The sequence below is a fragment of the Hydrogenophaga electricum genome (assembly GCF_030160815.1).
GTDB classification, from domain to species: Bacteria; Pseudomonadota; Gammaproteobacteria; order Burkholderiales; family Burkholderiaceae_C; genus Hydrogenophaga; species Hydrogenophaga electricum.
The window spans coordinates 31,703-43,891 of sequence record NZ_BSPB01000031.1 but is presented as its reverse complement, the minus strand read 5'-3'; the positions used below and the strand labels follow the sequence as shown (position 1 = coordinate 43,891).

Annotated in this window: 9 protein-coding genes; 3 read left to right on the top strand and 6 right to left on the bottom strand. The window is 63.9% G+C overall.

What is annotated here, in order from left to right:
- Positions 1–538: 538 nt before the first annotated feature.
- The 5 genes from QQK43_RS16060 to QQK43_RS16040 all read right to left on the bottom strand — a co-directional run bounded on the left by QQK43_RS16060 (position 539) and on the right by QQK43_RS16040 (position 4,063).
- Entirely contained in the window at positions 539–1,255 is a 717-nt protein-coding gene (locus QQK43_RS16060) for a hypothetical protein (protein ID WP_284308546.1), read from the bottom strand.
- A gap of 102 nt (positions 1,256–1,357) precedes the next feature.
- Entirely contained in the window at positions 1,358–1,675 is a 318-nt protein-coding gene (locus QQK43_RS16055; protein ID WP_284308545.1) for a hypothetical protein, read from the bottom strand.
- Between the two features lie 162 nt (positions 1,676–1,837).
- Positions 1,838–2,422 carry a hypothetical protein gene (locus QQK43_RS16050; protein WP_284308544.1) on the bottom strand — a complete coding sequence of 195 codons (585 nt, stop codon included), beginning with the start codon at positions 2,420–2,422 and terminating at the stop codon, positions 1,838–1,840.
- A gap of 324 nt (positions 2,423–2,746) precedes the next feature.
- A complete protein-coding gene (locus QQK43_RS16045; protein WP_284308542.1) occupies positions 2,747–3,136 on the bottom strand; it encodes a VOC family protein in 390 nt (129 codons plus the stop codon).
- Positions 3,137–3,793: 657 nt separating this feature from the next.
- Positions 3,794–4,063 carry a hypothetical protein gene (locus QQK43_RS16040; protein WP_284308541.1) on the bottom strand — a complete coding sequence of 90 codons (270 nt, stop codon included), beginning with the start codon at positions 4,061–4,063 and terminating at the stop codon, positions 3,794–3,796.
- A 142-nt stretch (positions 4,064–4,205) separates the two neighbouring features.
- Here QQK43_RS16040 and QQK43_RS16035 point away from each other — a divergent pair, with 142 nt between their 5' ends.
- The 3 genes from QQK43_RS16035 to priA all read left to right on the top strand — a co-directional run bounded on the left by QQK43_RS16035 (position 4,206) and on the right by priA (position 8,957).
- On the top strand, positions 4,206–5,234 hold the full coding sequence (locus QQK43_RS16035; RefSeq protein ID WP_284308540.1) for an integron integrase: 1,029 nt from the start codon (positions 4,206–4,208) through the stop codon (positions 5,232–5,234).
- A 61-nt stretch (positions 5,235–5,295) separates the two neighbouring features.
- Positions 5,296–6,390: a uroporphyrinogen decarboxylase gene (hemE, locus tag QQK43_RS16030; protein WP_284308538.1), complete on the top strand. Its 1,095-nt coding sequence runs from the start codon at positions 5,296–5,298 to the stop codon at positions 6,388–6,390.
- A gap of 413 nt (positions 6,391–6,803) precedes the next feature.
- Positions 6,804–8,957, top strand: a complete 2,154-nt coding sequence (priA, locus tag QQK43_RS16025; RefSeq protein ID WP_284308536.1) for a replication restart helicase PriA — start codon at positions 6,804–6,806, stop codon at positions 8,955–8,957.
- A 742-nt stretch (positions 8,958–9,699) separates the two neighbouring features.
- Here priA and katG read toward each other — a convergent pair.
- Positions 9,700–11,904, bottom strand: coding sequence for a catalase/peroxidase HPI (gene katG / locus QQK43_RS16020; protein ID WP_284308534.1), 2,205 nt, complete (start codon positions 11,902–11,904; stop codon positions 9,700–9,702).
- Positions 11,905–12,189 lie beyond the last annotated feature (285 nt).

Here is a 12,189-nt window from a genome sequence, read left to right as displayed (position 1 = left end):
GGCGCTGAAGTTGGAAATCGAACACTGTCAGAACACATTCCGTGATCCATCGCTTGGCGATGCATCACGGCTGGATCGGTGTTTGACTTTCGGGGGGGAGCCCTTGTAGTTGGAGCTCAGCGGACTGACGCCCCGGGCGGCAGGTCCGCTGGAGCGACCGGTTATGCGGAGCATGAACGACGAAGCCGCAGCGGGTTGCCAGGCACCCACCGTTTGACTGGACATGCCGTGGCGAACCAACGACTGCGGCAGGGCGGGATGTGGTGGCAGCCAACGGTTGCAATGCTGCTCGCAGCCACGCGTGAACAACCATCTAGTCCGTTGTGTCCTGCCAAGCCTCGCGCCGAGATGGAAAGCCCGAGCCGGCGCGCGAGCCACCAACGGTGCCAGTTGCGCCCAAGCATCGGCGCGCGGCGGCACTTGGATGACGAGGGCACCTGCTCATGACCTCAGCTGACCGAAAGCCCTGCTGCATAACGCTTGAATTCACCGGCTGGCCGCGCTTTTCGGCCAGTCCGGTGGAATGATGGGTTGGGCGTCATGGCGGTGAAACGGCAGTTGCCGCTGATGGATGACCATTCGGAAACAGTGCAATGAGTCTCTGCTTGAGATTGCCGATGTACTCCAACACCTTTGCATCTGCAGGTTTCCCACCGTGACAGAGATCCCAAAGTATCCATGTGGCACCGTTCACGATTAGTTCAGCATTTGACGCACAGAAGTATGCGAACCGCCATTCAACCCCTACATCCAGTTCAGGGTGATAGATCGGCGCCTCGATCTTGCCGGATGGATGGACCGCAAGATCGCGAACCCGATAGATTTCCTTTAGGTTTGCACGAAGAGCCGCAGTACCTTTTGGCTTGAGCCGAAATGCTCGGCGAACAATTTCGGTAACTTGAGAGAAGCGTGCAGTGCGCCCAGTGCGCCAGCGCTCGACGAGCGTTGGCGGAAGCACTACGTGCGGTTGAATCATTGCGTAGAACGCATCGAGCGCAATGGCAGCGGCCATGACTGCTTGCATAGAAGACTCAAACTCGCGCTCAAGTGCTGCGGACTTTGCCTCCTCGTCAGTTCCTGCCCACGCAGCTTGCCTCCTGGCACCAGCTTCGGTTGCAGTAGCGAGATGTTGCAGCGAAAGCTCAATCCAAGTCGGGCAAACATCAAACCGAACGTGAAGCGTAAGGCTGCTGTTGATTTTTCCATCGTCGCCAATAGACAGCGAGAAACCACCTGCAGGAATTCCGACGGTCATGCCACGAGTGATGTATATGCCTGCCATAGCGTGACTGAGTTCTAAGACGCCCAACACCTGAATTAAGCCGACCCGCGAAGCGGGTTCGGCTTGAATGAATTGTTAGGTTGCGTATCCATAGCCACCAAGACGCGTAATCGTGAACGCGATGTACTCACCAGTCAGCCCGGAATCATTGGATTGTACTGGACCCTCTACTTGCACCAGACCGCAATCGACCATGACCGGGTTGATTTGGGTGATTTGGCCGAAGGCCCGATAGCGCCAACCGCCAAGAGGCACCAAGTCTATTCTTTGCTCAGAGTTGCCGGAGAACATCTCCTCCCAAGTCTCGTCATCATCCAGAAGCGTAGTTAGCTCAAGGTCGAACTCACTGCCAATGTCCGGAGCGCTTGCAGCTGAAACAGTGAACTCATCCATGAGGCAAAGATCATGTCCATTGATGCGAACGATGGCCTCCAAATATGGGCCTTGAGTAGTGAGCAACTGTGCGCGGATCATAAGCAACCTAACGTGGAAGTGAGCGGCCTGCGCGGCTTTTCGCGCAGGTCCGCTCGACTGCCGGGTTGGGCGACTTGTAGCTCATGGCGCTTCGAGGGCCGGCAATACGTAACCCCGGTCGCCATGTTTCACAGTCCACGGTTCAGACATCTCAGCAAGCCGCTGATTAATCCAGTCGATAGGAACGGGATCGATCCCGGCCTGTATGAATGGTGCATCGCTAGGGAACCGTGACAAGTATTCGTTTCGGATGTGGATCAGTAAGTTGATCCGGCGGTCGTACTCCGGGTGATTGGGTGCCGATCCACCACGACCAAAGCCCCACATTTCTGTCGAAAAGCCGACGCGCTCGGTAGGTCCGCGTGCTCCACGACCGCCGCGCCCATCAGCTGTAGCTGCGCTACCGCCATCGCCGCCGATGATTAGCCCGTCATCGCCGTGGATGAAGCCGCTACCACCTTTGCCACCAATACCGCTCACACCTCCGTCGCCACCCCGACCACCGATGACCGTCCCACGGTTACCTATGATTGTTCCTCCACCTCCGTCGCCCCCGACACCAGTTCCTCGCTTGTTTAGGTTCTGTGCAACCCAGTTTTCGTGCTCTGTCTTCCACTGTCGGAGCATCGCTTCCGGGAAGTCGGCCCCGTTGTTCTTGTCGATCATGTCTGCGCACCCGCTGCAGAGGAATATTGCATTCCCAATCCCGGCGCGCTCCGATGCTGCCATTTCCGTCTTATATCGAGGCCCACCTCCAGCTGCGGCGCAGATATGGGCGGCTTTTCCAATGTACAGATATTTCTCCGGCTCACTATCGGATGGCGCCAGGGTTTGCGCCCGACAATCTGGATTAGAACAAATGAAAGCGGCGCGCTTTCCAAGCGCATCGACGACTGCTTTAGGAAAGTTGTCTCGGATCGAAGGCATGACTAAGGCGCCCAACGTTTGACGTAAGGGGCTGGCCGCAGGCCAGTCCCCTTGACGGAGTGGTTAGGCCGCCGGTTGAACAAGGTTTATTAGGTTTCCGCAAGTGTCTTCAAAGAGAACGACGGTTACGGGGCCCATGGCGGTAGGCTCTCCGCGGAACTTGACGCCTAGAGACTTGAGCTTCTGAAATTCTTCGGAGATGTCTTTCGTCATGAAGGCAGTTGCCGGGATGCCTGCTTCAAAGAGAGACTTTTGATAGGTGCGAGCAGGCGGGAACGCCATAGGCTCTAGCACCAATTCGACTCCGGCCGCTCCTTCTGGAGATGTGACTGTGAGCCAGCGGAACTGACCCATCGGAATGTCATGCTTTTTCTCGAAGCCGAGAACAGACGTGTAGAAGGCAAGAGCGCGATCTTGATCTTCCACTGGGATGCTTGCGAGGGTGATTTGCATCTTCTGGCTCCTTGGACGCTGCGCGAGAGGCCTAACGTTTGAGCTGAGGCGCGAGCGCCGGTGTGGCGCTTGGCCCGCTGGACGGATGATGGACCACATCGGGAAGCGGGCCAAGTGCCATGCCGGTGCGAGTCGGCTCCAGCGAAGGGTTAGGCGTCAATGCGCTACTACAAGACATGAACTTCCAGAAGACGCAACGCTGTTTGGCTGCCCTGCGCAGAGAGCGCGAACGTTGCCGTTAGATCGGACCATTTGCCATCGAGCGGCAAGCTGTGCTCGATGTACGCGACGGCCCCGGGCGGGACTATCTGGCGTTCGACTCTAGCGATTGGTGGACTACCTGCCACCTGAGCTACCGAAGTGACTTGGAATCGCGTGCCACTTGGGTGTGGGTCTGGAAGGCCATATCCGGCGATGACCTTCTGCAGAAGCTGGGGCGACCACGCGTCGGGTTGTTCGCCCGGGATTCGCTGAAGCGCAAGCGTGAAGTCTTCTTTCGCAAGTAGCTCAATCCAGGCTCGAACCTCAGACAGCAGTTCATCATCCGACGAGTTGCGCGCGATTGGCATTCTTGAGGCCTAACGTATAGCTAAGGGGCGCGCCGAAGGCGCGTCCCAGTGACCAAAGGGAGCAAACTTGAGCGTTGGGTTAGGCATGCTATTTAAGCCAATAGATACCATCATGATGCCCCATTAAGGTTTGTCCCGTTTGAGGGAGGTCGACGTCCATATCGAAGCCCCACCCACTGTCAATGCTTTCGACAATCAATTCCAAGAGCGCCCGAGCAGTGATGGTTTCAGGGCGCCTGATCTCCTGCTTGTTTTTGTAGCGAATACGCGTCATGGTCAGTTCAAAGGCGGCGTCGTACCGGGAAAGCAACGTGTGAATTTGTTCTTCAGTCAAGTAATCCGGTTGAGGAAACGCCATGATGCAACATGCCTAACTAGATTTAGACGATAGTCATCCTACGCCAACCAGTCAACCAAAGCAAGCTTCCTCCCTGCCTCCTCATTTGTCACCAAGGAAAAATGACTGGACATCATTTTTAGGCAAACCTAAAATTTTCCGGATGAACACTGCTGCCAAGGCACCCCTCCTGCCGGTCGCTCAACCTCAGGCGCAGCCTCCCCGGCTGCTGGAGCGGCTGCGCGCCGATTTGCGCACGCGGCATTACAGCATTCGCACCGAAGAAGCTTATGTGGACTGGGTGCGCCGGTTCATTCTGTTTCACCACAAACGCCACCCGGCCGATATGGGTGCGCTGGAAGTCAGCGCGTTTCTGACCCATCTGGCGGTGGATCGGCAGGTTTCGGCCTCCACGCAGAATCAGGCGAAATCGGCCCTTCTGTATTTGTACAAATCGGTGTTGCAGGTGGAATTGCCCTGGCTGGACGAAGTGGTCCAGGCCAAGGCGCCGCGCCGTTTGCCAGTGGTGCTCACACCAACGGAAGTTCGTTCCCTGTTGCTGCACACCCAGGGCACCACGGGTTTGATTGCGCAGTTGCTTTACGGCACGGGCATGCGGCTGATGGAAGCGTTGCGCCTTCGCGTGAAGGATGTGGAATTTGCCCGCCGCGAAATCGTGGTGCGCGAGGGCAAGGGCAATAAGGACCGCGTGACGGTGCTGCCCGAAAACCTCATTGCCGGCCTGCAAGACCAATTGGCAAAAGCCCGTGCGCTGCACGAAAAAGATGTGCAGGCCGGCCTGGGCCGGGTGTATCTGCCCAATGCCTTGGCCGTGAAGTACCCCGAGGCAGACCGCACCTGGGCATGGCAGTGGGTGTTTCCTTCGCCGGTGCGCTCGGTCGATCCGCGCCCGGACGCCCGCACGGGCCAGCCCATGGAACGCCGGCACCATGTGTACCCTGAATCGGTGCAGCGTGCCGTGCGCGAGGCGGCCCGCGTGGCGGGCATTGCCAAGCCAGTGACGCCGCACGTGCTGCGCCACTCATTCGCCACGCACCTGCTGCAGGCGGGCTACGACATTCGCACCGTGCAGGAACTGCTGGGCCATGCCGATGTGAACACCACCATGATTTACACCCACGTGCTCAACAAGGGCGGGCGGGGGGTTCTCAGCCCACTGGACGCGCTCTGAGCCGCCAGCCCCACGCGGGATAATCGTCGCTTCCTTTTGAAGCCCCGACCCGGACACCCTCATGAGCTTTGCCCCCCTGCAGAACGACACCTTTTTGCGCGCCTGCCTGCGCCAGGCCACCGAGCACACGCCGGTGTGGCTGATGCGCCAGGCCGGGCGCTACCTGCCCGAGTACTGCGCCACGCGCGCCAAGGCGGGGTCGTTCATGGGCTTGGCGACGAACGTGGATTACGCGACCGAGGTGACACTGCAGCCGCTGGAGCGCTACGCGCTGGACGCGGCCATTCTGTTCAGCGACATCCTGACCGTGCCCGACGCGATGGGCCTGGGCCTGTCGTTCCAGCAGGGCGAGGGGCCGAAGTTCGCGCGCAATGTGCGCACCGAAGCCGACGTGGCCACGCTGGCCGTGCCGGACCTGGAGAAGCTGCGCTACGTGTTCGACGCGGTGACCAGCATCCGCAAGGCGCTCAACGGCCGGGTGCCGCTGATCGGCTTTTCGGGCAGCCCCTGGACGCTGGCCTGCTACATGGTCGAGGGCGGCGGCTCGGACGACTACCGCGCGGTCAAGAGCCTGATGTACAGCCGCCCGGACCTGATGCACCGCATCCTGGCGATCAACGCCGACGCGGTGGCCGCCTACCTGAACGCGCAGATCGACGCCGGCGCGCAGGCGGTGATGGTGTTCGACAGCTGGGGCGGCGTGCTGGCCGACGGCAAGCTCCAGGAATTCAGCCTGGCCTACACCAAGCGGGTACTGGCGCAACTGAAGCGCACCGACGCCGCAGGCGCCACCATTCCGCGCATCGTCTTCACCAAGGGCGGCGGCCTGTGGCTGGCCGACATGAAGGGGCTGGACTGCGAGGCTCTGGGCCTGGACTGGACGGTGAACCTGGCCCAGGCGCGCGCGCTGGTGGGCGACAGCAAAGCCCTGCAGGGCAACATCGACCCGAACGTGCTGTTTGCGCCGCCCGAAGCCATCGACCGCGAAGTGGCCGCCGTGCTGAAAAGCTTTGGTGCGCCGCACCAGGGCGCGGGCACCGGGCCGACACACATTTTCAACCTGGGGCACGGCATCAGCCAGTTCACGCCGCCCGACCACGTGAAGGTGCTGGTGGACGCGGTGCATGCGCATTCGCGCCGCTTGCGCGCTGCCTGAAACGGGTGCCTGCCACCCCGGAAAGGGGGCGGCAGACCTACCACAACGGTGCTGGCCGCACCGGTTTGGGTGCCCGGGCGATGCCGCCAATAGCACAAAAATGGCGCAAAAACGGGCTTGACAAGCTTTACTTATGCACAAAATTTTTGTTGCGGCGCGCCATGGTCTTCATGCGGAAAAGTTTCTGCACCGCGCCGACACAATATCCGTAAGTCCTTGATTCATATAGACAACATCCGCTGCTTTTTTTCTGGGCAATTTAAGAAAGCCCTTGATTTTCAAGGCCTCGGAGCGCACTTTCAGGATCTATCAACAAAGTTATCCACAGAAGTTCTGGACAGTTGTGGAAGATGTGTCAAATCAATGACTTGCGCCGTGTTTCGCCAGATTGCCTGAAAAAGACCGACTAACTCATGACCCACTGGCCCAGCATCGTCGTTGCCACCCCCGCGCACAGCGGGGTGGGTGCGCTGCTGAGTTACCGAAGTGAGTCTGCGCTCGCGCCGGGCACCTTGGTGCGTGTGCCGCTGGGCGCGCGCGAGGTGCTGGGCATCGTCTGGGCCGACGAAACAGCGCCGCCCGAAGGGCTGGCGCCAGAACAGGCGCGCGACGTTGCTGCGGTGCTCGATGGGCTGGCGCCCCTGAATGGGCGCTGGCGCCAGCTGGTGCAGTTTGCGGCGCGCTACTACCAGCGCAGCCTGGGTGAGGTGGCGCTGGCCGCCTTGCCGCCCACCCTGCGTGATCTGGACAACACCCAGCTGGCGCGGCGGCTCAAGCGCCAGGCCAAGGCCGCTGCGATCGGTGCAGCCCCCGCATCCGCCGCCGACACCGCCCCGCCGCCCAGCGACGAGCAGGCGGCCGCGCTCGCGGCGCTGGCCGGCGCCGACCGCCCGGCGCTGCTGTTCGGCGCCACCGGCAGCGGCAAGACCGAGGTCTACCTGCGCGCCACCGAACGCGCCCTGGCCGCCGACCCGGCGGCCCAGGTGCTGGTGATGGTGCCCGAAATCAACCTCACGCCCCAGTTGGAGGCGCGTTTTCGCGCCCGCTTCGAGCCGCGCCACGGCGAAGGCGTGGTGGTGGCCATGCACAGTGGCATGACACCGCCGCAGCGTCTGGCGGCCTGGCTGGCCGCGCACAGCGGCAGCGCGCGCATCGTGCTCGGCACCCGGCTGGCCGTGTTCGCCAGCCTGCCGGGGCTGCGGCTGATCGTGGTCGACGAAGAACACGACCCCAGCTACAAAAGCCAGGATGGCGCCCGCTATTCGGCGCGCGATCTGGCCGTCTACCGCGCCAAGCTCGAAAGCGAAGCCCTGGCCGCTGCGGGCCCGGATGCGGAAACGAGCCCGGCTTCTGCCCCCGCCGGCGCGGCGGGCTGCCAGGTGGTTCTGGGTTCGGCCACGCCGTCGCTGGAGAGCTGGCACGCCGCCGAACAGGGCCGCTACCTGCGGCTGGCCATGCCCGCGCGCATCGGCGGCGGCGCGCTGCCGCGCCTGCGCCTGGTCGACATGAACCACCAGCCCAAGGGCGCCACGCTGGCGCCGCCACTGCTGGCCGCCATGCAGGAGCGCATCGCACGCGGCGAGCAGTGCCTGGTGCTGCTCAACCGCCGCGGCTACGCGCCCGTGCTGGCCTGCGACGCCTGCGCCTGGAAAAGCCAGTGCCCGCACTGCAGCGCTTTCCGGGTGTTCCACAAGCTCGACCGCACGCTGCGCTGCCACCACTGCGGCTTCACCAGCCGCGTGCCCCGCGCCTGCCCCGATTGCGGCAACCTCGACATCGCGCCCATCGGGCGCGGCACCGAGCAGATCGAAGAACAGCTTGCGGGCCTGCTGGTCGACGCGCGCCGCCCCGACGGCGGCCCGGCCCGCGTGGCGCGCATGGACGCCGACACCACGCGCCTCAAAGGCAGCCTGGAAGCGCAACTGGCCGCGCTGCACAGCGGCGAGGTGGACGTGCTGGTGGGCACGCAGATGATCGCCAAGGGGCACGACTTCCGGCGCATCACCCTGGTGGCCAGCCTGAACGCCGACGCCGCGCTCTTCGCCAGCGACTACCGCGCGCCCGAGCGCCTGTTTGCGCTGCTCATGCAGGCGGGCGGGCGCGCCGGGCGCGACGCGCGGCACAGCGGCGTGAGCGAAATGTGGGTGCAGACCTGGCACCCCGAACACCCGCTGTTCGCGGCGCTCAAGACCCACGACTACCCGGCCTTCGCGGCCGAGCAACTGGCCGAACGCGAAATGGCCGGCATGCCCCCGCACGGCTACCAGGCGCTGCTGCGCGCCGACGCACGCACCCAGGCCGCGGCGCAGGCTTTCCTGAACGGCGCCGCCCAGCAGGCCGCCGGCCTGCCGCACCGCGACGACGTGACGCTCTACCCCGCCGTGCCCCTGACCATCCAGCGCGTGGCCAATGTGGAGCGTGCCCAGTTGCTGGTGGAAGCCGCGTCGCGCGCGGCCTTGCAACGTTTTCTGAGCGCGTGGCAGCCGGTGCTGCTGGCCTGCCGCACCCTGCCCGAGGCACGCGGGCTGGTCCGCTTCGCGGTGGACGTGGACCCGCTGGCGATCTAGGCCCCGGAGCCTCCCCGTTGCGGAGCGGGACGCGGGTGGGCTGTTGCCAACGCGCAAACACAACGCCCTACGCGTACGCGCAACGAACGAAGCGAACGAAGCGAACGAAGCGAACGAAGCGAACGAAGCGAACGAAGCGAACGAAGCGAACGCGGCGAACGCGGCGAACGCGAGCATCCACCCCGTACGCGTGCTTGTTCCCGACGCGGGTGCACGCTTGTTCCCGTCATGCCCGCGCAGGCGGGCATCCAGGCGTTGGCACAAGAGCAGGCCGTCCAGGCACTGGATCCCCGCCTGCGCGGGCATGACGGGGTAACCTGTATGGGCATGATGGGGGAACCATGCATGGGCGTGACTGCATAGCCCGCGCAGGCATGACTGGATACCCTGCGCGGGCATGACGAGGCAACCTACACGGGCACGGCGGGGTCGCCAGGCACGGGTGCGACAGAGAATGTGGCCGCAAGCCCTGCCGCAAGGCGGCAGACCGGGAGCCCATGGCGCGGCGGCCGACACGGCGCCGAGCGTGTCACGCCAGAGTCACAATCGCCCGCCACAATCCCCACCGTGCGCGACGCCTGATTCAGAACAGGCCGCACGCTGGCCACCTTCGGGTGGCCTTTTCATTTCCAGGGAACGCGCCCGATCTGGCGCCGCCCGCAAAAAGCCCCCGGAACCTGGCGGTGCCGGGGGCGAAGGCAGGAAACCTGCCTGATCAATCGCGGTGCGCCGGGGCGCTGGTTTACTTCAGGTCGAAGCGGTCCAGGTTCATGACCTTGGCCCAGGCCGCCACAAAGTCCTTCACGAACTTGCCCCCGTTGTCGCTCTGGGCGTACACCTCGGCAATGGCGCGCAGCTGCGAGTTGGAGCCGAAGGCCAGGTCGACGCGGGAGGCGGTCCACTTCACGGCGCCGGTCTTCCTGTCGCGGCCTTCGTAGGCGTTGTCGCCGGTCGGCTTCCAGGCGGTGGTCATGTCGACCAGGTTGACGAAGAAGTCGTTGGTCAACTGGCCCGGGCGCTGGGTGAACACGCCCGCCTTCGAGCCCCCGTGGTTGGCGCCGAGCACGCGCAGGCCACCGACCAGCACCGTCATTTCGGGCGCGCTCAGGGTGAGCAGTTGCGCCTTGTCCAACAGCATTTCTTCGGGCGAAACGCTGAAGGCCTTTTTACGGTAGTTGCGGAAGCCGTCGGCCTGCGGTTCGAGCACGGCGAAGGATTCGGCGTCGGTCTGCTCGGCCGTGGCGTCGGTGCGGCCCGGGGCGAAGGGCACGTCCACCGCGTGGCCGGCGGCCTTGGCAGCCGCTTCCACCCCGGCGTTGCCGGCGAGCACGATCAGGTCGGCCAGCGACACCTTCTTGGCGCCGGCGTTGAAGGTGCTCTGGATGCCTTCCAACACGGCCAGCACTTTGGCCAGTTGCGCAGGCTGGTTGGCTTCCCAGTCCTTCTGGGGCGCCAGGCGGATGCGGGCCCCGTTGGCGCCGCCACGCTTGTCGCTGCCGCGGAAGGTGGACGCGGACGCCCAGGCGGTGGACACGAGTTCAGCCACCGACAGGCCGCTGGCGAGGATGCGCGCCTTCAGCGCCTGCGCGTCGGCGGCGTCGATCAGCGGGTGGCTGGCGGCCGGCACCGGGTCTTGCCAGATCAGGTCTTCGGCCGGCACTTCGGGGCCGAGGTACAGGCTCTTGGGGCCCATGTCGCGGTGGGTCAGCTTGAACCAGGCGCGGGCGTAGGCGTCGGCGAACTCGTCCGGGTTTGCCGCGAAGTGGCGCGAGATCTTTTCGTAGGCCGGGTCGAACTTGAGCGACAGGTCGGCCGTGGTCATCATCGGGCGGTGCTTCTTGCTGGGGTCGTGGGCGTCGGGGATCAGGTCCTCGTCGGCCACGTCCTTGGCCAGCCACTGGTGGGCGCCGGCCGGGCTCTTGACGAGTTCCCAGTCGTACTTGAACAGCACCTTGAAGTAGCCCATGTCCCAGGTGGTGGGGTTGGGTTTCCAGGCGCCTTCGATGCCGCTGGTGGTGGTGTCGCCCGCCTTGCCGCTGCCAAGCTGGTTGATCCAGCCCAGGCCCATGGCCTCGATCGGTGCGGCTTCGGGTTCGGGGCCCACCAGCTTGGGATCGCCAGCGCCGTGGGCCTTGCCGAAGGTGTGGCCGCCGGCCACCAGGGCCACGGTTTCGTAGTCGTTCATGGCCATGCGGGCGAAGGTTTCGCGCACGTCGCGGCCGCTGGCCACGGGGTCGGGCTTGCCGTCCGGGCCTTCGGGGTTCACGTAGATCAGGCCCATCTGCACCGCAGCCAGGGGGTTTTCCAGGTCGCGGTCACCGCTGTAGCGGCTGTTGGCCTTGTCGCTGGTGGCCAGCCATTCGGCTTCGGCGCCCCAGTAGATGTCTTCTTCCGGCGCCCAGATGTCTTCACGGCCGCCGCCGAAACCGAAGGTCTTGAAGCCCATGGTTTCCATGGCCACGTTGCCGGCCAGGATGAACAGGTCGGCCCAGGAGATGGCGTTGCCGTACTTTTGTTTGACGGGCCAGAGCAGGCGGCGGGCCTTGTCGAGGTTGCCGTTGTCGGGCCAGGAGTTCAGCGGTGCGAAGCGCTGGTTGCCGGTGCTGGCGCCGCCGCGGCCGTCGGCCGTGCGGTAGGTGCCGGCGCTGTGCCAGGCCATGCGGATGAACAGGCCGCCGTAGTGGCCCCAGTCGGCCGGCCACCAGTCCTGGCTGTCGGTCATGAGCGCGGCCAGGTCTTTCTTGAGCGCGGCGAAGTCCAGCTTCTGGAAGGCTTCGGCGTAGCTGAAGTCCGGGTCCATCGGGTTCGACACCGGCTGGTGCTGGTGCAGGATGGACAGGTTGAGCTGGTTGGGCCACCAGTCGGCGTTGGACTGGGTACCGTGGGTGGCACGCGCGCCGCCGGCGGCGTGGAACGGGCATTGGGCTTCGGCTTGGGGGTTGCTCATCGTGATCTCCTGGATAAAAAAAGGGGCGACCGACTCAGAAGGCTGCGGCCAGGGCGGCCAGGGTTTCCAGCCAGTCGGGCAAGACATTGCCGGGGGAATCTGTCGGCTTCATGGCGGCTCTCCTGTGGGTGAGGTCCTGACTTTAGAAGTTCCCTATGGTTTCGTCGATTCAATTGAATCAATCAATCCAATAGGCACCCACAATGCGGCGGCGCAGCACGTTCGCCAGCCCCCGGACACCCGGCGACGGGCTTAAGGAACTTGTAGCAAGATCGGCCGGTTTCT

What these genes read in the sequence shown, in the direction of transcription:
- katG (WP_284308534.1), bottom strand. Translation starts at nt 11,904, where the DNA reads ATGAGCAACCCCCAAGCCGAAGCCCAATGCCCGTTCCACGCCGCCGGC.
- hemE (WP_284308538.1), top strand. Translation starts at nt 5,296, where the DNA reads ATGAGCTTTGCCCCCCTGCAGAACGACACCTTTTTGCGCGCCTGCCTG.
- priA (WP_284308536.1), top strand. Translation starts at nt 6,804, where the DNA reads ATGACCCACTGGCCCAGCATCGTCGTTGCCACCCCCGCGCACAGCGGG.
- QQK43_RS16045 (WP_284308542.1), bottom strand. Translation starts at nt 3,136, where the DNA reads ATGCAAATCACCCTCGCAAGCATCCCAGTGGAAGATCAAGATCGCGCT.
- QQK43_RS16040 (WP_284308541.1), bottom strand. Translation starts at nt 4,063, where the DNA reads ATGGCGTTTCCTCAACCGGATTACTTGACTGAAGAACAAATTCACACG.
- QQK43_RS16035 (WP_284308540.1), top strand. Translation starts at nt 4,206, where the DNA reads ATGAACACTGCTGCCAAGGCACCCCTCCTGCCGGTCGCTCAACCTCAG.
- QQK43_RS16050 (WP_284308544.1), bottom strand. Translation starts at nt 2,422, where the DNA reads ATGATCGACAAGAACAACGGGGCCGACTTCCCGGAAGCGATGCTCCGA.
- QQK43_RS16060 (WP_284308546.1), bottom strand. Translation starts at nt 1,255, where the DNA reads ATGACCGTCGGAATTCCTGCAGGTGGTTTCTCGCTGTCTATTGGCGAC.
- QQK43_RS16055 (WP_284308545.1), bottom strand. Translation starts at nt 1,675, where the DNA reads ATGGATGAGTTCACTGTTTCAGCTGCAAGCGCTCCGGACATTGGCAGT.